A 20,284-nucleotide genomic window follows, 5' to 3' on the forward strand; every position below is an offset into this window, starting at 1 on the left:
AATTTATTACCTTTTTTGGCTAATTTAGATAAAATCGATTTTTATTTAATATATTAACACATCTCTACTTCAAAAAGGTTAAACATTGTTTTATTGGTTTTATCGACATCTTGATATAAATATCTTTCAGTATATTACTGTCCGAGCAGGATTAGGTTTTTTAATTGCCTTTTTCTTTACATTAGTTCTTATGCCAAAATTTATAAAATGGGCAAAAGCAAAAAAAGCAAATCAACCTATATATGATTTAGCACCAGACTCTCACCAAGCGAAAATAGGCACTCCTACAATGGGTGGTTTAGTTTTTGTATTTACAACAGTTATTGCTACTATACTAACGGCTAAACTAAACAATATATATGTAGTGGGAGCCCTTGCTACTATTATACTTTTTTGTTTGATAGGTATAAAAGATGATTTAGCAAAAATTACAAATAATAATAATGAAGATGGTTTGACCCCTCGCATGAAAATTATATTACAAGTAATTGCTTCATTCATTGTAATTGCAGTTTTGTTTTATGCTCAACATCCTACTACATTGTATATACCGTTTCAAAAGTTTCCTATATTTGATATGGGACTATATTCAATTATCTTCTGGACACTTGTGATGATCGCAAGTACAAATGCGGTAAACCTTACTGATGGTTTAGATGGTTTAGCTACAGTGCCTTCCGTTATAGCTTTTTTCACACTTTCACTGATTGTGTATATTACAGGTCATGCAATATTAAGTGAGTATTTACTTCTACCAAATATTAAAATGGTTGGTGAATTAGCTATAGTGGGAGCTTCTTTTATGGGTGCATTAATTGGATTTTTGTGGTATAACTCCCATCCTGCAGAAATATTTATGGGAGATAGTGGAAGTTTAACTATAGGTGGACTCATGGGTTATATGGCACTTGTTGCTAAAAGTGAAATATTATTATTGGCTATTGGTTTTATTTTTGTTTTAGAAGCGGTTTCTGTAATACTACAAGTAGGCAGTTTTAAATATAGAAAAAAAAGAGTTTTTTTAATGGCGCCACTTCATCATCATTTTGAGCAAATAGGTTGGCTAGAAAATAAGATTATTGTGCGGTTTTGGATAATTGCATTTATGACCAATTTAATTGCTCTTGCTAGCTTAAAAATAAGATAACATAACTTGGATATAAAATGAGAATATTAGGAAAAGGGAAAACAGCCCTAGCAGTAAAAGAAGTATATCCAGATGCAATTTTATATGATGATAAAGATATAAATAGTTATGAAATAAATTCAGATGAGATTACAGTCGTTAGTCCAGGAATTCCTCCATACAATCAATTAGTTACAAATAGTAAAAATATTATTAGTGATTATGATCTTTTTTATGAACAGATCCCTTTTTCAATTTGGATAAGTGGGACAAATGGAAAAACAACAACAACTCAAATGTTGCAACATTTACTTGAAAATAGACAAAGCCAGTGTGGTGGTAATATAGGGGTGCCAATTGCAAAAATGGATACAAATAAAAAGATATGGATTTTAGAAACTTCTTCTTTTACTCTTCACTATACAAAAAAAGCTAAACCAAATATTTATATACTTCTTCCTATTAGTGAAGACCATTTATCATGGCATGGTTCATTTGAAGAATATAAAAGTGCAAAACTTAAACCCTTAAGTGTAATGACAGATGAAGATATAGCTATTCTTCCCTCTAGTTGTAAAGGTTATAAAACAAAAGCAAAAACGATATATTATACAAGTACAGAAGATTTAGAAAAGAAATTTGAGGTTAATAGTAAAGAGATTAATTTCAAAGAACCTTTTTTATTAGATGCAATTTTAGCTTTATGTGTAACAAAAATTGTAACAAATGAAATTGATTATAAAAAAATAAATAGTTTTGTTCAAGACCCTCACAAATTAGAAGAGTTTAGGGATAATAAAAATCATATTTGGATTGATGATAGTAAAGCTACCAATGTCGATGCAACTCTTCATGCCCTACATACATATAAAGAAAAACTAATTTATCTCATATTAGGTGGAGATGATAAAGGGGTTGATTTAAATCATCTATTCAGAACTTTACAAAATTACGAAGTTGAATTATTTGCCATTGGTAAAAATTGTGATAAGTTAATGTTATTAGCAAATACTTATAATTTAAAAGCAAATAGATGTCAATATCTTAATGTAGCTGTAAAGGAAATATCAATGAAGTTAAATAGCTGTCCTGAAGCTGTTGTTTTGTTATCTCCAGCTGCTGCATCACTCGATCAATTTAGCTCATATAAGCAAAGAGGTGAAAAATTTAAAGAATTTGTAAACTCTTTAAGATATTAAGGATAAATTAAGTATTAGGTGTATATAATTCCGTCACAAAAACAAACAAGCGGCTCGATAGCTCAGTCGGTAGAGCAATAGACTGAAAATCTATGTGTCGACAGTTCGATTCTGTCTCGCGCCACCACTTATTTGTTTTTTAATGCTTCAGTAGCTCAGCTGGTAGAGCAGCTGATTTGTAATCAGCAGGTCGTAGGTTCAAGTCCTATCTGAAGCTCCATTTTATTGTTAAGTGTTTTTTTTAATTAAGATTAACACAAACCAGTTTATATTGGTGAGATTGGAGAGTGGTCAAATCCTGCGGATTGTAAATCCGCCGCCTAGGCTTCGAAGGTTCAAATCCTTCTCTCACCACCATTTAAATTGCGGGAGTAGCTCAGTTGGCTAGAGCCTCTGCCTTCCAAGCAGATTGTCGCGAGTTCGAGTCTCGTCTCCCGCTCCATTAGAAACATTACACTGGAAGCTGAGTTATATCGGACATTCCATTAACTCAAAAATACACAATAAATTTTATTTATTAATATCCAATGTAAACATTACAATTTTATTTTTAATTCAGGTTAAATATAATATAATTCGCCCACGTAGCTCAGGGGTAGAGCACTTGCTTGGTAAGTAAGAGGTCGTAAGTTCAAGTCTTATCGTAGGCTCCACTTGCAAATGGGTAAAACAAGAAAAATTATCTCTTTGAATAGATTAGCTAAAGGCTTATCTACTCAGAGAGTAACAAAAACTTTAAGGAAAAATTATGGCAAAAGAAAAATTCGAACGAAGTAAACCGCACGTAAATATTGGAACAATTGGACATGTTGACCACGGTAAAACTACATTAACAGCAGCAATCTCAGCAGTTTTAACAGCTAAGCTTGGTGGAGAAATGATGGATTATGATGCAATTGATAATGCACCAGAAGAAAGAGAAAGAGGAATTACTATTGCTACTTCTCATATTGAATATGAAACAGACACAAGACACTATGCGCATGTTGATTGTCCAGGTCACGCCGATTATGTTAAAAACATGATTACAGGTGCTGCTCAAATGGATGGTGCTATCTTAGTTATTGCTTCTACAGATGGTCCTATGGCTCAAACAAGAGAACATATTTTATTATCTAAACAAGTTGGTGTACCATACATCGTTGTTTTCATGAACAAAGAAGATCAACTAGATGAAGAAGATAAAGAAGAGATGTTAGAACTAGTTGAAATGGAAATTAGAGAACTTCTTTCTGAGTATGAATTCCCAGGTGATGATACTCCAATTATTGCAGGTTCTGCATTCCAAGCACTAGAAGAAGCTAAAGCTGGTAAATTCTCAGTATGGTCTGAAAAAATCATGGAATTAATGGATGCTGTTGATTCTTATATTCCAACACCAACAAGAGAAACTGACAAATCATTCTTAATGCCTGTTGAAGATGTATTCTCAATTGCTGGTAGAGGTACAGTTGTTACTGGTGCTATCTCTCAAGGTACAATTAGATTAGGTGAAGAAGTTGAAATTGTTGGATTAAAAGAAACAGTTAAAACTACAGTAACTGGTATTGAAATGTTCAGAAAAGAGATGGAATTCGCTGAAGCTGGTGATAATGCTGGTCTTTTACTAAGAGGTATCAAAAAAGAAGATGTTGAAAGAGGACAAGTACTTGTTGTTCCTGGTTCAATTACACCACACACAAAATTCAGATGTGAAGCTTATGTTCTTTCAAAAGAAGAAGGTGGTAGACATACTCCATTCTTTAGCGGATACAGACCACAGTTTTATGTAAGAACTACAGATGTTACTGGTTCTTGTGAATTAGCTGAAGGTGTTGAAATGGTTATGCCTGGTGATAATGTTGAAATGACAATTACTCTTGTATCTCCTGTTGCACTTGAAAAAGGTACTAAGTTTGCTATTAGAGAAGGTGGTAGAACTGTTGGTGCTGGTGTTGTTGCTGAGATAATTGAGTAATAATTATGGGTGATAGAATTAAAATTGGGTTAAAATGTGAAGAGAGTGGAGACATTAACTACACAACTATGAAAAATCCAAAAACTCATAGCGAAAAATTCGAAGTAAAAAAATATAGTCCAAGACTAAAAAAACACACTACACATAAAGAAATTAAGCTTAAATCTTAATTTCTTATGGTATAATCGCGACCTAGTTAATCTAGGTTTGTGGTTACTCTTAAAATAGGCCAATAGCTCCAATGGTAGAGCACCGGATTCCAAATCCGGGTGCTGGGGGTTCGAGTCCCTCTTGGCCTGCCATAAATTAATTAGTACTAAGTGTTAAGAATTATTACTTAATTTTTAGCTCTTGATACTTCAAATCAAAAAAACATAAAATAAGGTATCGTCTTGAATAAATATTTATCATATTATAAAAAAGCAAAAGATGAGTTAGGCAAAGTTATTTTTCCTATAAAAGAACAAGTAAGAAGCGCTTTTATCTCTGTTTTTGTTGTAGTGACAGTAATCTCACTATTTTTAGCACTTATTGACGCAATCATGTCAGTAAGTTTATCTTCTGTAATGAACTAGGAAAAAAAATGGCACATAATTGGTATGCAATACAAACACACTCAGGAAGTGAATTAACAATAAAAAATGCTCTTGAGCAATTATCTAAAGATTTACAAGATGGAAGAATAGAACAAGTTTTAGTTCCAACGGAAGATTTAATTGAAATAAAAAAAGGTAAAAAAGTTATTGTTGAAAAACCATTATATTCAGCATATGTTTTTGCTAGAATTGATTTAGATACAGCATTATGGCACGCTATTCAATCTATGCCAAAAGTTGGTAGATTTATTGGTGAATCAAAAAAACCTTCTCCTCTTTCAGATAAAGATATTAACCAAATTTTAGAAAAAGTAAATAATAGAGCAGCAGCAAAACCAAAAATTTCATTTGATGTTGGAGAGATGTTAAGAATTACAGATGGTTCATTTGCAAACTTTAATGGTATTGTAGAATCGTTTGATTTAAATTCTGGATTATTAAAATTAAATGTTTTGATTTTTGGAAGAAATACACCTGTAGAAATATCTTACACTAGCGTTGAACGAGTAGAATAGTCTCTAATGTTAAAGTGCTAAGTATTAAGATGAAATAAGATTCGTTTTAACACTTAGCATAATATGTTAATAGATTAAATACGAAAAATCATATTTAATAATAAAAAAGGAAAAAAAATGGCAAAAAAAGTAACTGGAATATTAAAACTTCAAATACCTGCTGGTGCAGCTAACCCTTCACCACCAGTTGGACCTGCATTAGGTCAAAGAGGTATTAATATCATGGAATTCTGTAAGGCATTCAATGAAAAAACAAAACAAAATGCAGGATTTAAAATCCCTGTTGAAATTACAGTATTTGCTGACAAAAGTTTTACATTTGTAACAAAGCAACCACCAATGAGTGAATTAGTTATGAAAACAGCAGGTATTAAAAAAGGTTCAGATAATCCTTTAAAAAATAAAGTAGCAAAACTTTCTAAAGAACAAATTATGGAAATTGTTAATAAAAAAATTGCAGACTTAAATACTAATGATGTTGAACAAGCAGCTAAAATTGTTGAAGGTTCTTGTAGAAGTATAGGAATTGAAGTAGAATAATCTACTTTAAAACTTTAAGTAGCCAAAATACCACGAGGCTTAAAAAGTGGTAGCATAAATAAAATTGCGGAGAAATAATTATGAGTAAAAGATATAAATCTTTATTAGAAAAAGTAGATAGCACAAAAGCATATGCATTAGCAGATGCAGTTGCATTAGTAAAAGAATTAAAATCAGCTAAATTTGATGAAACTGTTGACATTGCATTAAATTTAAATGTTGATCCAAGACATGCAGATCAAATGATTAGAGGTGCTGTTGTACTTCCAAATGGTACTGGTAAAACTGTTAGAGTTGCAGTTTTTGCTAAGGGTGTTAAAATGGATGAAGCAAAAGCAGCAGGTGCTGATATTGTTGGTAATGATGATTTAGTTGAATCGATCCAAGCTGGTAACATTGATTTTGATGTACTTATTGCTACACCAGATACAATGGGATTAGTTGGTAAAATTGGTAGAATACTTGGACCAAAAGGGTTAATGCCAAACCCTAAGACAGGAACAGTAACTATGGATGTAACTAAAGCAGTTACAGATTCTAAAGGTGGAAAAGTAACATATAGAGTTGATAAAAAAGGTAATATTCATGCAGGTGTTGGTAAAGTTTCATTTACAACAGAAGCATTAGTTGAAAATATTACAACTATTATGGCAACTGTAAATAAAGCTAAACCAGCTTCAGCTAAAGGAAAATATGTTACTAAAGCTGCTATCTCTTTAACAATGAGTCCATCTGTAATCGTTGATAGTTTAGAACTTATGGATATTAAATAAAAAGTTTCTCGAGAGAGAAGCTTTATCTTAAAAACTAAAGACAGCCGGTTAGATTTTTAATCTAGTAAAACCTGCCGAAGTTCTATTGTTTTTGAAAGGAGGAATATATGACTAAAATACAAAAAAATGAAATTGTTGAATCATTATCAGTTCAATTTAAAGATGCACAAGCTATTGTTGTTGCAGATTATAGAGGTACTTCTCATAAAGATTTAGAAACTTTAAGAGTTGCTGCTGCTGAAATTGGTGCAAAAGTTCAAGTTGCTAAAAACTCTTTAGTGTCAATTGCAATTAATAATGCTGGACATGAAGCTTTAGAGCTTTCAGGTACAAATATTTTTATCTGGTCTGAAGATCAAATCTCTGCTTGTAAAGTAGCTGATAAATTTGCTACTGCAAATAAAGATACATTCAGTATCAAATCTGGTGTTATTGAAGGTAAAGCTAGCGATGCTGCTACTGTTAATCAATTCGCTAAATTACCAGGTAGAGAAGAATTACTTGGAATGCTTGCATCTGTATGGATGGGACCAGTTAGAAACTTTACAGTTGGTCTTGACGCACTTAGAATTAAAAAAGAAGAGGAAGCAGCTTAATAGCACTTCTATGATGGTAGCTTAGCTACTTTAAATAATTATTTATGAATATACATAAAAGGAAATAAAATGGCAATCTCTAAAGAAGATGTATTAGAATATATTTCAGGTTTAAGCGTATTAGAGCTTTCTGAATTAGTTAAAGAATTTGAAGAAAAATTTGGTGTATCTGCTACACCTGTTGCAGTAGCTGGTGCTGCTGGTGGTGCTGCTGAAGCTGCTGATGAGAAAACAGAATTTGATGTTATCTTAAAAGATGCTGGTGCTAAAAAAATTAATGTAATTAAAGCAGTAAGAGCACTTACTGGTTTAGGATTAAAAGAAGCAAAAGCAATGGCTGAAGAAGCTGGAGCTGTTGTTAAAGCTGGTATCTCTAAAGAAGATGCAGAAGCTGCTAAAACAGAATTAGAAGCTGCTGGAGCAACTGTAGAAGTTAAATAATTAACTCTTTATACAACACTCACAAATGCAATTAATGCTCTGTATTACTACAGAGCATTAGTCATTTAAAGTGAATTTGCATTTTAATCTATGTCTGGTATTTGCTCAGGTATAGGTTAGAATGTTGATTCGATAGTTTTATTTTAAACTAAACAAGAATATTACAAGAAAGGCTCATATGTTAAATTCATTACACTCTGGGAATAGATTAAGAGTTGATTTTGGGAAAAATCCACAAAAAATAGATATCCCAAATTTGCTTCAGTTACAAGAAAGTAGTTACGATAATTTCCTTATGGTAGGAAAAGAAGATCGTACAGCAGCAGGAATTGAAAAAGTATTTAAATCATCTTTCCCAATTCATGATTCACAAAATAGATTCACATTAGAATATATTAATAGTGAAGTTGGGAAACCAAAATATACAGTTTCAGAATCTATGGTTAGAGGATTAACTTTTTCTATCCCTTTAAGAATTAATATTAGATTAACTCTTTGGGATTTAGATGAAAAAACTGGTGAAAAGATTGGTGTAAAAGATATTAAAGAACAATCTTTATATATCCGTGAAATTCCTTTAATGACAGATAGAATTTCATTTGTTGTGAATGGTGTTGAAAGAGTTGTCGTAAACCAACTTCACAGATCTCCAGGTGTTATTTTCAAAGAAGATGAAGCAACAACAGTTGCAAATAAACTTATCTATACTGGTCAAATTATTCCAGATAGAGGTTCTTGGTTATATTTCGAATATGATGCTAAAGATATTTTATATGTAAGAATTAACAAAAGAAGAAAAGTACCTGTTACTATTATGTTAAGAGCTTTAGATTACTCTAAAGAAGAGATTATCAAATTATTTTACCCTATTGTTAATATTCAAGTTAAAAATAATAAATTTTTAACAGAGTTCAGAGCTGAAGACTTTACTGGTAAAGTTGAATATGATTTAATTGATGATAAAGGTAATTTAATTATTGCCGCTGGAAAAAGACTTACTACAAGAAAAGCTAATGCACTTGCTGAAGGTGGATTAAAATTTGTTGAATATCCAGTAGAATTATTAATGGAAAGACATACATCATCTACTATTTTTGATCCAGAATCTGGAGAAGTATTATTCGATGCTCTAACAAACTTAGATGACTTAAAATTAAAAAAACTATTAGACTTAGGTTTTGAATCTTTTGATATTGCAAATGATTTAGCTGAAGGTATTGATGATTCTATTATCAATGCATTTAAAGCAGATGCTGAATCTATCAAATTATTAAAACAAACTGAGCAAATTGATGATGAAAATGATTTATGTGCTATTAGAATCTATAAAGTAATGAGACCAGGTGAGCCTGTAACAAAAGAAGCTGCTCGAGACTTTATCAAAAAATTATTCTTTGATCCAGAAAGATATGATTTAACTAAAGTTGGTAGAATGAAAATGAACCACAAGTTAGATGTAAATGTTCCTGAATATGTAACTGTATTAACGCACGAAGATATTATTAAAACAGTTAAATATCTTATTAAAGTTAAAGCTGGTCACGGTCATGTTGATGATAGAGATCACTTAGGTAACAGAAGAATTAGATCAATTGGTGAGTTATTGTCAAATGAGTTACACGCTGGTTTAATTAAAATGCAAAAAGCTATTAGAGATAAAATGACTACACTAAGTGGTACATTAGAAGATCTAATGCCTCATGATTTAATCAACTCAAAAATGATTACATCTACAATTACAGAGTTTTTTACTTCTGGTCAACTTTCTCAATTTATGGATCAAACAAATCCATTATCAGAAGTTACTCATAAAAGAAGACTTTCTGCACTTGGGGAAGGTGGTCTTGTTAAAGAGAGAGCTGGATTTGAAGTAAGAGATGTTCACCCAACACATTATGGTAGAATTTGTCCAGTTGAAACTCCAGAGGGACAAAATATTGGTCTTATTAATACATTATCTACTTTCTCTAAAGTAAATGATTTAGGATTTATTGAAACTCCATACAAAAAAGTTATCGATGGTGTTGTTACAGATGAGATTGAATATTATACTGCAACTCAAGAAGAGGGTAAAGTTATTGCTCCTGGTTCTACAAAGTTAACTAAAGATGGTAAAATTTCTGAGATTCTTACAGAGGCTAGACTAGATGGTGAAATTATGCTTATTGAGTCTGCTAAAGTTGAACTTATTGATATTTCATCTGCTATGGTTATGGGTGTAGCTGCATCTTTAATTCCATTCTTAGAGCATGATGATGCCAACAGAGCCTTAATGGGATCAAACATGATGAGACAAGCGGTTCCATTATTAAAACCAAATGCTCCTTTTGTTGGTACAGGTCTAGAAAAAACTGTTGCAAGAGATTCTTGGGCAAGTATTAAAGCTAAAAGAAGCGGAATAGTTGAAAAAGCAGATGCAAAAAATATTTTCATTAAAGGTGAAGATGAAAATGGTGCATTTATTGATCATTATTTATTAAGTAAAAATCAAAGAACAAATAACAATACTACATTTGGACAAAGAGCAAGTGTTCATATGGGACAGGTTATTGAAAAAGGTCAAGTTATAGCTGATGGTCCATCTATGGATAATGGTGAGTTAGCTATTGGTGTTAATGCTACGGTTGCATTTATGCCTTGGAATGGATACAACTATGAGGATGCTATTGTTCTTTCTCAAAAATTGATTAAAGATGATGCGTTTACATCTGTACATATTTATGAAAAAGAGGTTGAAGCAAGAGAATTAAAACATGGTAATGAAGAGATCACTAAAGATTTACCAGGTATTAAGTCTGAAAATATTGATCATCTTGATGAAAGTGGTATCGTTAAAATTGGTACATACTTAAAGCCAGGTATGATTATGGTAGGTAAAGTTACTCCAAAAGGTGAGATTAAACCAACACCTGAAGAAAGATTATTAAGAGCGATTTTTGGTGAAAAAGCTGGTCATGTTATCAATAAATCATTATACTGTTCTGCATCTATTGAGGGTGTTGTTGTTGATGTTAAAGTATTCACTAAAAAAGGATATGAAAAAGATGAAAGAGCAGTTGCAACTATTGAAGCTGAAAAATCATCTTTAGATGTTGAACATCACGATAAACTTATGATGCTTGATAGAGAAGAAAATCTTAAAGTTAACGATATAATCTCTAAATCTGAATTAGAAAAAGATGTTGAAATTGGAGATAAAATTTTCAAAAAAGGTGAAAAATTGACAATTTCTGATTTAGAAAATGTTAATAGATTTGCTATGAAAAAAGTTATCTCTTCATATGGAAAAGATGTTGCAAAAGCTTATAATGATGTAAAAGAATATTTCATTAAAGAAAAAGCAATATTAAGAGAAAACCATGAAGAAAAATTACAAATATTAGAGCATGATGATATTTTGCCAAATGGTGTTATCAAACAAGTTAAAGTTTATATTGCAACTAAGAGAAAAATCAAAGTTGGTGATAAAATGGCTGGACGACATGGTAATAAAGGTATTGTTTCAAATATCGTACCAGAAGTTGATATGCCATATTTAGAAGATGGATCAGCTGTTGATATTATCCTTAACCCATTAGGGGTTCCATCAAGAATGAACATTGGACAGATTCTTGAAGTGCATTTAGGATATGCAGGTAAAAAACTTAGAGCACAAATCCAAGATATGTTTGAGGCGAAAAAAGAGACTTTCCTTAAAGACCTAAGAGCCAAAATGATTGAAATTGCTGATGTTTCTAAACTAATGAACGCAAAAGAATTATTAACAAATATGACGGATGAAGAGCTATTAATTTATGGTAGAGATTGGTCAAGAGGTGTAAGATTTGCAACACCTGTATTTGATGGTGCAAAACAAGAAGAGTTTGATAAACTATTCACTTTAGCTAAAATGGAAGAAGATGGTAAAGTTGTACTTCATGATGGTATGACTGGTGAAAAAATGGCAGAGAGAGTTAATGTTGGTGTTATGTATATGCTAAAACTACATCACCTTGTTGATGAAAAAGTTCATGCAAGATCAACTGGACCTTATTCACTAGTAACACAGCAACCAGTTGGTGGTAAAGCATTATTTGGAGGTCAGCGATTTGGAGAGATGGAAGTTTGGGCTCTTGAAGCGTATGGTGCTACAGCAGTTCTAAAAGAGATGCTTACAACAAAATCAGATGATGTTGAAGGTAGAACTAGAGCATATAAAGCAATAGCAAATGGAGAGAATGTACCTAAATCTGGTGTTCCAGAAACATTCTTTGTATTAACAAAAGAACTTCAAGCCCTTGGACTTGATGTAGAAATTTTTGAAGAGGTAGATGCAGATGAGCAATAATGAAACAGTATTAAAACCAATAGAGATACAAGAATTAGAAAAACCAACAGATTTTTCAGCATTTCAATTAAAAATTGCAAGTCCTGAAAAAATCTTATCATGGTCATCTGGTGAAGTTAAGAAAACAGAAACTATTAATTATAGAACATTAAAGCCTGAAAGAGATGGTTTATTTTGTGCTAAAATTTTTGGACCTATAAAAGACTATGAATGTATTTGTGGTAAATACAAAAAGATGAGATACAAAGGTGTTGTTTGTGAAAAATGTGGTGTTGAAGTAACATCATCTAAAGTTAGACGACATAGAATGGGACATATTGATTTAGTTGCTCCTGTTGCTCATATCTGGATGGTAAGTTCTCTTCCATCAAGAGTTGGTACATTATTAGGTGTTAAATTAAAAGATTTAGAAAGAGTTTTATACTACGAAGCATATATTGTTTCTAATCCAGGTGAAGCTTTTTATGATAGTGAGAGTGCTAAAGCAGTTCAAAAGTTTGATATCTTAAATGAAGAGCAATATAGAAATATTTCTGAAAACTATGAACACACAGGTTTTGAAGCTAATATGGGTGGACAAATTGTTTCTGATTTATTAAAAGGTTTAGATTTAGTTGAGTTATTACATTCATTAAAAGATGATATGGGTGCTACAAAATCTGAAGCAAAAAAGAAAACTCTTGTAAAAAGACTTAAAGTTGTAGAAAACTTTATTAATTCTGGAAATAGACCAGAATGGATGATGTTAACAGTACTTCCAGTACTTCCACCAGATTTAAGACCTCTTGTTGCACTTGATGGTGGTAAATTTGCTGTTTCTGATGTAAATGATTTATACAGAAGAGTTATTAATAGAAACAACAGACTTAAAAGATTAACAGAACTTGATGCTCCTGAAATCATTATTAGAAATGAGATGAGAATGCTTCAAGAAGCTGTTGATGCTTTATTTGATAATGCTAAAACTGCAAATGCAGTTAAGGGTGCAAATAAAAGACCACTTAAATCATTATCTGAAATTATCAAAGGTAAACAAGGTCGATTTAGACAAAACTTACTTGGTAAAAGAGTTGATTTCTCTGGGAGATCTGTAATTGTTGTTGGACCTAACTTAAACATGGACCAATGTGGTATTCCAAAGAAAATGGCACTAGAATTATTTAAGCCACATTTAATGGCGAAACTTGAAGAGAGAGGGTACTCTACTACTTTAAAATCTGCAAAAAGATTAATTGAAGCAGAAACAAATGAAGTTTGGGAATGTTTAGCTGAAATAGTTGAAGATTATCCTGTTTTATTAAACAGAGCTCCAACGCTTCATAAACTTTCTATTCAAGCATTCCATCCAATATTAATTGATGGTAAAGCTATTCAGTTACATCCATTAGTTTGTTCTGCATTTAATGCCGATTTTGATGGGGATCAAATGGCTGTTCATGTTCCATTATCTCAAGAAGCTATTGCTGAAGCAAAAGTTCTTATGATGAGTTCTATGAATATTCTTTTGCCAGCATCAGGTAGAGCTATTGCCGTACCTTCACAAGATATGATTCTTGGTATTTACTATGTTTCTTTAGAGAAAAATGGTGTAAAAGGTGAGCATAAATTATATGCTAACTTAAATGAAGTTATGATGGCTTTAGAGCTTAAAAAAGTTGATATTCATGCTAAAATTAGAACAGTTATCAATGGACAAATGATTACTACTACTGCAGGTAGATTAATTATTCATGATATTTTGCCAGATTTTGTACCTACTCATTATTGGAATAAAATTTTAAAGAAAAAAGATATTGGTACTTTAGTTGATTATATTTATAAACATGGTGGATATAAAGTTACTCCTAAATTCTTAGATAACTTAAAAAATCTTGGTTTTAAATATGCAACATCTGCAGGTGTATCAATCTCAATTGATGATATTAGAATTCCTGATTCAAAAGGTGGATTGGTTGCTATTTCTAAAAAAGAAGTTATTGAGGTTCAAAAACAATTTAATCAAGGTTTATTAACTGAGCAAGAAAGATACAATAAAATTATTGATATTTGGACAGTTCTTAATAATAAACTTGGATCAGAAATGATGGATTTAGTTGAAGCTGATAAAGACGGATTTAACTCTATTTACATGATGGCAGATTCTGGGGCTAGAGGTAGTTCAGCTCAGATTAGACAGCTAGCAGGTATGAGGGGTCTTATGGCGAAACCTGATGGTTCTATTATTGAAACACCAATTCTTTCTAACTTTAGAGAAGGTCTAAATGTTTTAGAGTACTTTATTTCTACTCACGGTGCTAGAAAAGGTCTTGCCGATTCAGCTTTAAAAACAGCGAATGCTGGGTACTTAACAAGAAAACTTATTGATGTATCTCAAAATGTTAGAATTGATTTAGAAGATTGTGGTACTCATGAAGGTATTGAAATTACTGATATTGTTGATGGTAATGAACTCATTGAAGCATTAGAAGAAAGAATTACAGGAAGAGTTATTGCTGCTGATATTGTGGATCCAATTTCAAATGAAATTTTATTTCAAGAGGGAACACTTATCACAGAGGAAGATGCTAAAATAGTATCAGATGCTGGTGTTAAATCAGTTATTATTAGAACACCATTAACTTGTAAAGCTAAAAACACTTTATGTGCAAAATGTTACGGTCTAAATCTTGGAGAACAAAGAAAAGCAAATCCAGGTGAAGCTGTTGGTGTACTTGCTGCTCAATCAATTGGTGAGCCAGGTACTCAGCTTACACTTAGAACATTCCATGTTGGTGGTACAGCTTCGGCAACTCAAGCAGAAAAAGAGCTTAAAGCAACTAAAGAAGGTTTTGTAAGATATTACAACATCAAAACTTATGAAAATAAAAATGGTGAACAAATTATTGCAAACAGAAGAAATGCTGGTATTTTACTTGTAGAGCCTAAAATAAATGCACCATATAATGGTACATTTAAAATGGAAACTACACACGAAGAGGTTATTGTATCTGTTTTAAGTGCTGATGATGAGAAAAAATACTACTTTAGAAAGTCTGATATTGCAAAACCAAACGAACTTGCTGGTGTTTCTGGTAAAATTGAGGGTAAATTATATATTCCATATAAAGATGGTGATAGTGTAGAAGAGTTTGATTCTATTGTAGAAGTTATTAAAGATGGTTGGAATGTTCCTTCAAGAATTCCTTATGCTTCTACACTTAAAGTTGAAGATGGAGCACCTGTTACTAAAGAAATCACTTCTGGTGCAACTGGAAATGTTAAATACTTTAAATTAAAAGGTGATTATTTAGATAGAGTTAAGGATGTTAAAGCTGGTGATGTAATTACTCAAAAGGGTGTATTTGCGGTTATCGTTGATGCTGAAGATAGAGAAGCATCAAGACATTATATCTCAAGAGAATCAGTAATTGTAGCAAATGATGATAGTGAAGTTGAAATCTCTACTCTGATTGCGAAACCACAAACTGAGACACATGTTGTTATTGCAGAATGGGATCCATATGCAAACCCAACAATTGCACAAGAAGAGGGTGAAGTAGCATTTGAAGATATCATTTCAGGTATTACTGTAAGTGAAGCTTATGATGAATTAACAGGTACATCTAAACTGGTTGTAAATGAGTATATCCCTGCAAATTATAAACCATCTATTGTAATTAAAAACCAAGGTGAAGTAGTAGCAAGTTATGTTCTTGAGCCGAAGACATCATTATTTGTAGCAGAAGGTGATAAGATTGCCGTTGCTGATATTATTGGTAAAACACCAAAAGCTGTTTCTAAATCATCAGATATTACTGGAGGTCTTCCAAGAGTTTCTGAACTATTTGAAGCAAGACGACCAAAAAATATTGCAGTATTAGCAACTTTTGATGGTGTTGTAAGTTTTGGTAAAGCATTAAGAAATAAACAAAGATTGATTATCACAGATAACATTGGTAATAAAGATGAGTTCTTAATTCATAAAGATAGAGCAATTCAAGTAAGAGAAGGGGAGTTTGTTCATGCTGGTGAGAAATTAACAGATGGTCAAATTGCTTCTCACGATATTCTTAAAATTTTAGGTGCAAAAGCACTAAATGAGTTTATTGTTTCTGAAGTTCAGGCTGTATATCGAGGTCAAGGTGTTAATATTGCAGATAAACATATTGAAGTTATTTTATCTCAAATGCTAAGACAAGTTACAATTGTTGATGCTGGTAATACAAAATTTGTTGTTGGAGATATGATTTCTAAAAGAAGATTTATTGAAGAGAACGAAAGAATTATTGGTATGGGTGGAGAACCTGCTATTGCTGATTCAGTATTACTTGGTATTACAAGAGCTGCTGTTACATCTGATAGTATTATTTCATCTGCTTCATTCCAGGAAACTACAAAAGTTTTAACAGAAGCTGCAATTAGTTCTAAAATGGATATGTTAACAGATCTTAAAGAAAATGTTGTTATTGGTAGAACAATTCCTGTAGGAACTGGTCTTCATAGAAATAAAACAGTAAAGTTTTCTGTAAACAATTAAAAAAAAAGGAGTCTCAACTCCTTTTTTACTCATTAAACTATTTCATATAAGTTATGGAATAGTTATTTTCTCTAACACTTTTTGAATAATATCATCAGGTGAAATATCTTCAACCATTGCTTCATAACTTAATATGATTCTATGTCGTAAAACATCTTTTATACACAATGCAATATCTAAGGGACTTACATAATTATTTCCTCTTATATACGCTCTAGCTTTTACTGCTTTAAACATATCAATAGTAGCACGAGGACTTGCTCCAAATTCGATATATTTTTTGATTTCAATTAAATCGAAATTTTCAGGTTCTCTTGTAGCAAAAATTAAATCTACAATATACCTTTCAAGTTCTTCATCGATATGAATATTTTGAACTTCTGCTTTTATTGTTTGTAAATCATCTTTATTTAGTACATTATTGATTACTTCAAATGTAGATGAAGCAGCTTTTGATGCAATAAGGTATTCTTCCTCTTTTGTATTATATCCAACTATGATTTTAAACATAAATCTGTCTAATTGTGCTTCAGGAAGATTATACGCCCCCTCTTGTTCTACTGGATTTTGTGTAGCTAACACTAAAAATGGTGTATCTATTTCATAAGTATTTTCACCTATTGTTACTTGTTTTTCTTGCATCACTTCTAATAGTGCAGACTGCACTTTAGCAGGTGCTCTATTTATCTCATCTGCTAAGAGTAAATTTGTAAAGATCGGACCCTTTTTGATTTTAAACTCACCACTTTTCATATCATAGATTTGTGCTCCTATAATATCAGAAGGAAGTAGATCTGGTGTAAATTGAACCCTTTTAAAATCTAAATTTAATGATTGTGAGATTGCATTGATTGTTGTTGTTTTTGCAAGTCCTGGCACACCTTCAAGAAGTATATGTCCATTTGTAAATAAACCTATTAGAAGTGAATCAATCATGTGTGATTGTCCAATAACTTGTTTTGATATCTCTTTTTTTAGTTCTTTAATTTTTTCTTTCATGTATCTTTCTCTATAGTATTTGATTTATTATAGTAGAAAAGAAATTTAAATAGAATTATAGAATAAAAAAAAGGATGAATCCTTTGATTCACCCCTTTCTTGTTAGATTAAAAATACTAAGATTATTTTTTCTTAGAATTTTTTTTCGCTTTCTTTTTTGCAGCTTTTTTTGCTTTCTTTTTCTTTAAAGCTTTTTTTGCTTCTTTTTTCTTCAATGCTTTTTTTGCTTCTTTCTTTTTTAAAGCTTTTTTCGCTTCTTTTTTCTTAAGAACTTTTTTAAGTTCTTTTTTCTTTAATTCTTTTGCCATTTCTGATCCTTTTTTTATGATTTTATCACTAATAGTAATAAATTATAGATATTGTACATATATATTCTTAAAAGTAACTAAGTTTATAATGAAAAGTAGTTTAATATGATATAATTCAAATTAAGATGAAATTTAGTAATTAAAAAGAGAGAAAATGACATTTATAGAATTCAAAAAATTATTATTAGATGCAGAGATAAGTTTACCAAAATTTAGCAAACTTATAAAAGTAAGTGAAAAAAATCTTCAATCTTATAAAAAGAAAGAAGAAGTTCCAAATGCAATAGCGGTTATTGCTAAATGTTTTGCACAGATGAATACAACAGGTGTAGATTATAGGTCATTAATAGATACACTTAACCTTCAAGCAAAAACAAAAGAGGGTGCGGGTTTTTCTTCAAAACCGAAAAAAAATAAGTAGTTTAAAGCCCCTTGCATAAGAGTGTGAGAAATTTTAAAATATTTATGATATAATGATACAACTTTTCAAAAAATTTCAAAAAAAGGCAATCTAACTATATGGAAGAAACACAGCAAGCAGAAATAAATACTTCTGATACTCCAAACCCTCAAAAGAAAAACACTAAAAAGACATCAAATCAAAATTCAAATAACAAAAAATCAAGAACACATGTCCCTGTAAAAGGACTTACCATTGATCAGTTAAGAGGAAAAAATACTCTTGAACTTATTGAAGCAGGAAAAGAAGTAAATATTGAGAACCCTCAAGAACTTCAAAGACAAGATCTTATTTTTGCTATATTAGAAGCACAAACTGTAGCTGGTGGCTATATTCTTTTTACAGGAATTTTAGATATCAAAGAAGCAGGTTTTGGATTTTTAAGACCATTTGATGGAAAATTTAGTGATTCTTACAGTGATAGTTATGTAAGTGCTACTCAAATTAAACGATTTGCACTAAGAAGTGGAGATATTGTTTCAGGGCAAGTAAGACCTCCATCTAAAGAGAGTGAAAAATATTATGCTCTTTTAAAAATCGAAGCTATCAATTATTTGCCAGTAAATGAATCAAAAAATAGACCACTTTTTGATAACCTTACACCATTATACTCAACAGAAAAGTTTCAATTTGAATATGATCCAAATAGATTAACAGGTCGTATCATAGATATGTTTGCCCCTATGGGTAAAGGTCAAAGAGGACTAATTGTAGCTCAACCAAAGTCTGGTAAAACAGAACTATTAAAAGAGATAGCTCATGGAATAAGTAAAAATAATCCAGAATCAACACTAATGGTTCTTTTAATTGATGAACGACCTGAAGAGGTTACAGATATGCAAAGAAGTGTAAATGGTGAAGTGTATAGTTCAACATTTGATTTACCAGCAGCAAATCATATTAAAGTTGCTGAGATGGTTATAAATAAAGCAAAAAGAGAAGTTGAAATGGGTAAAGATGTTGTTATTTTACTTGATTCAATCACAAGACTTGCTCGTGCATATAATACAGTGACACCTAGTTCAGGTAAAGTACTTTCTGGTGGAGTTGATGCTAATGCACTACATAAACCAAAACGATTTTTTGGAGCTGCTAGAAACATTGAAGAGGGTGGTAGTTTAACTATCATTGCTACAACACTTGTTGAAACTGGTTCAAAAATGGATGAAGTTATTTTTGAAGAGTTTAAAGGTACTGGAAATAGTGAAGTTGTATTGAGTAGAAAAGCAGCAGAAAGAAGAGTTTTCCCTGCTATGAATATTGTAAAATCAGGAACTAGAAAAGAGGAACTGTTATTACACCCAGAAGAGTTACAGAAAATTTGGATACTTAGAAATGCCATGGCAGAGATGGATGAAGTAGAATCATTAAAATTTTTATATAAAAAAATGAAAGAGACTAAAACAAATGCTGAGTTTTTGATCTCTATGAACGGTTAGGAAAAAATGAAATTTAATAATTTATCACATGAGGGTAAACTAGAGATCCAAAAACTTGTTTTACAGTGTATGAATGCTGTTGGAGGAAGAAATTATTTTTTAGGAATGATTGAAAATATAAAAGCATCTACTCAACATCCACTCCTGAATAAAACAGCAAAATACCATTTTGAAAATGGAACAATAAGTTGGAAAAAACAAATATTTAAAGAAAAAGTGATTGCTTTAAAAAATATGTTTATACAACACAATGAAGACAATCTACTATTAATCAAAAATGAAAAACTCAATAAAGAGATACGAAATTGCATTAAAACAATGGGAAAATTAGAGTTTGTTATACAACCAAAAGAGGGTAACGAGTTTTTATTTACACCATTTAATACAATAAGTGAAGATAATATAGAATCTAATCCAATATTTCAAATTATATTTTTTGATAGCATCAACAATACAAAAAGAATAATTGATTATAAATAAAAAGTAGGCAAT

General features: G+C 31.2%; 17 protein-coding genes and 6 tRNA genes. 21 read left to right on the plus strand and 2 right to left on the minus strand.

Features of this window, described 5'->3' with window-relative positions:
- The first annotated feature begins 85 nt into the window (after positions 1 to 85).
- The 18 genes from mraY (at position 86) to rpoC (ending at position 16,586) form a co-directional block, all read left to right on the plus strand.
- The gene (gene mraY, locus ACMCMH_RS07330) at positions 86 to 1,147 is read left to right on the plus strand and encodes a phospho-N-acetylmuramoyl-pentapeptide-transferase (protein WP_412724129.1); all 1,062 of its coding nucleotides are present in this window, start codon (positions 86 to 88) and stop codon (positions 1,145 to 1,147) included.
- A 17-nt stretch (positions 1,148 to 1,164) separates the two neighbouring features.
- Positions 1,165 to 2,325, plus strand: a complete 1,161-nt coding sequence (gene murD / locus ACMCMH_RS07335) for a UDP-N-acetylmuramoyl-L-alanine--D-glutamate ligase (protein ID WP_412724131.1) — start codon at positions 1,165 to 1,167, stop codon at positions 2,323 to 2,325.
- Positions 2,326 to 2,376: 51 nt separating this feature from the next.
- Positions 2,377 to 2,452 (plus strand) — tRNA-Phe (locus ACMCMH_RS07340).
- A gap of 17 nt (positions 2,453 to 2,469) precedes the next feature.
- Positions 2,470 to 2,545, plus strand: a tRNA-Thr gene (locus ACMCMH_RS07345).
- 53 nt (positions 2,546 to 2,598) lie between these two features.
- A tRNA-Tyr gene (locus tag ACMCMH_RS07350) sits at positions 2,599 to 2,682 on the plus strand.
- 8 nt (positions 2,683 to 2,690) lie between these two features.
- A tRNA-Gly gene (locus tag ACMCMH_RS07355) sits at positions 2,691 to 2,767 on the plus strand.
- A gap of 136 nt (positions 2,768 to 2,903) precedes the next feature.
- Positions 2,904 to 2,978: transfer RNA gene (locus ACMCMH_RS07360), tRNA-Thr, on the plus strand.
- A 95-nt stretch (positions 2,979 to 3,073) separates the two neighbouring features.
- Entirely contained in the window at positions 3,074 to 4,282 is a 1,209-nt protein-coding gene (gene tuf, locus ACMCMH_RS07365; protein ID WP_412724133.1) for an elongation factor Tu, read from the plus strand.
- A gap of 5 nt (positions 4,283 to 4,287) precedes the next feature.
- The gene (gene rpmG, locus ACMCMH_RS07370; RefSeq protein WP_412724135.1) at positions 4,288 to 4,452 is read left to right on the plus strand and encodes a 50S ribosomal protein L33; all 165 of its coding nucleotides are present in this window, start codon (positions 4,288 to 4,290) and stop codon (positions 4,450 to 4,452) included.
- A gap of 56 nt (positions 4,453 to 4,508) precedes the next feature.
- Positions 4,509 to 4,584 (plus strand) — tRNA-Trp (locus tag ACMCMH_RS07375).
- Between the two features lie 90 nt (positions 4,585 to 4,674).
- Entirely contained in the window at positions 4,675 to 4,857 is a 183-nt protein-coding gene (gene secE, locus ACMCMH_RS07380) for a preprotein translocase subunit SecE (protein WP_412724137.1), read from the plus strand.
- An 8-nt stretch (positions 4,858 to 4,865) separates the two neighbouring features.
- On the plus strand, positions 4,866 to 5,393 hold the full coding sequence (gene nusG / locus ACMCMH_RS07385; RefSeq protein ID WP_412724139.1) for a transcription termination/antitermination protein NusG: 528 nt from the start codon (positions 4,866 to 4,868) through the stop codon (positions 5,391 to 5,393).
- A 117-nt stretch (positions 5,394 to 5,510) separates the two neighbouring features.
- Positions 5,511 to 5,933: a 50S ribosomal protein L11 gene (gene rplK / locus ACMCMH_RS07390; protein ID WP_412724141.1), complete on the plus strand. Its 423-nt coding sequence runs from the start codon at positions 5,511 to 5,513 to the stop codon at positions 5,931 to 5,933.
- A gap of 80 nt (positions 5,934 to 6,013) precedes the next feature.
- Positions 6,014 to 6,706: a 50S ribosomal protein L1 gene (gene rplA, locus ACMCMH_RS07395; protein WP_412724143.1), complete on the plus strand. Its 693-nt coding sequence runs from the start codon at positions 6,014 to 6,016 to the stop codon at positions 6,704 to 6,706.
- A 107-nt stretch (positions 6,707 to 6,813) separates the two neighbouring features.
- Entirely contained in the window at positions 6,814 to 7,302 is a 489-nt protein-coding gene (rplJ, locus tag ACMCMH_RS07400) for a 50S ribosomal protein L10 (RefSeq protein WP_412724145.1), read from the plus strand.
- Between the two features lie 69 nt (positions 7,303 to 7,371).
- Positions 7,372 to 7,743 carry a 50S ribosomal protein L7/L12 gene (gene rplL, locus ACMCMH_RS07405; RefSeq protein ID WP_412724147.1) on the plus strand — a complete coding sequence of 124 codons (372 nt, stop codon included), beginning with the start codon at positions 7,372 to 7,374 and terminating at the stop codon, positions 7,741 to 7,743.
- Between the two features lie 178 nt (positions 7,744 to 7,921).
- Positions 7,922 to 12,070 carry a DNA-directed RNA polymerase subunit beta gene (rpoB, locus tag ACMCMH_RS07410; RefSeq protein ID WP_412724149.1) on the plus strand — a complete coding sequence of 1,383 codons (4,149 nt, stop codon included), beginning with the start codon at positions 7,922 to 7,924 and terminating at the stop codon, positions 12,068 to 12,070.
- Positions 12,060 to 16,586 (plus strand): DNA-directed RNA polymerase subunit beta', encoded by a 4,527-nt coding sequence (gene rpoC / locus ACMCMH_RS07415; protein WP_412724151.1) that lies wholly within the window; start codon positions 12,060 to 12,062, stop codon positions 16,584 to 16,586. The genes rpoB and rpoC overlap by 11 nt, the downstream gene beginning before the upstream one ends.
- Positions 16,587 to 16,637: 51 nt before the next feature.
- On the opposite strand, the gene ACMCMH_RS07420 is transcribed toward rpoC, so the two are convergent.
- Positions 16,638 to 17,585, minus strand: coding sequence for an AAA family ATPase (locus ACMCMH_RS07420; RefSeq protein WP_412724153.1), 948 nt, complete (start codon positions 17,583 to 17,585; stop codon positions 16,638 to 16,640).
- 122 nt (positions 17,586 to 17,707) lie between these two features.
- Positions 17,708 to 17,893, minus strand: coding sequence for a hypothetical protein (locus ACMCMH_RS07425; RefSeq protein ID WP_412724155.1), 186 nt, complete (start codon positions 17,891 to 17,893; stop codon positions 17,708 to 17,710).
- A gap of 154 nt (positions 17,894 to 18,047) precedes the next feature.
- Between ACMCMH_RS07425 and ACMCMH_RS07430 the strand changes: the two genes are divergently transcribed.
- The 3 genes from ACMCMH_RS07430 (at position 18,048) to ACMCMH_RS07440 (ending at position 20,272) form a co-directional block, all read left to right on the plus strand.
- Positions 18,048 to 18,314, plus strand: coding sequence for a hypothetical protein (locus ACMCMH_RS07430; protein WP_412724157.1), 267 nt, complete (start codon positions 18,048 to 18,050; stop codon positions 18,312 to 18,314).
- Positions 18,315 to 18,412: 98 nt separating this feature from the next.
- Positions 18,413 to 19,792: a transcription termination factor Rho gene (gene rho, locus ACMCMH_RS07435; protein ID WP_412724159.1), complete on the plus strand. Its 1,380-nt coding sequence runs from the start codon at positions 18,413 to 18,415 to the stop codon at positions 19,790 to 19,792.
- A gap of 6 nt (positions 19,793 to 19,798) precedes the next feature.
- Entirely contained in the window at positions 19,799 to 20,272 is a 474-nt protein-coding gene (locus tag ACMCMH_RS07440; protein ID WP_412724161.1) for a hypothetical protein, read from the plus strand.
- Positions 20,273 to 20,284 lie beyond the last annotated feature (12 nt).

This window comes from Arcobacter sp. 15-2 (assembly GCF_047159865.1).
GTDB lineage: Bacteria > Campylobacterota > Campylobacteria > Campylobacterales > Arcobacteraceae > JAIOSF01.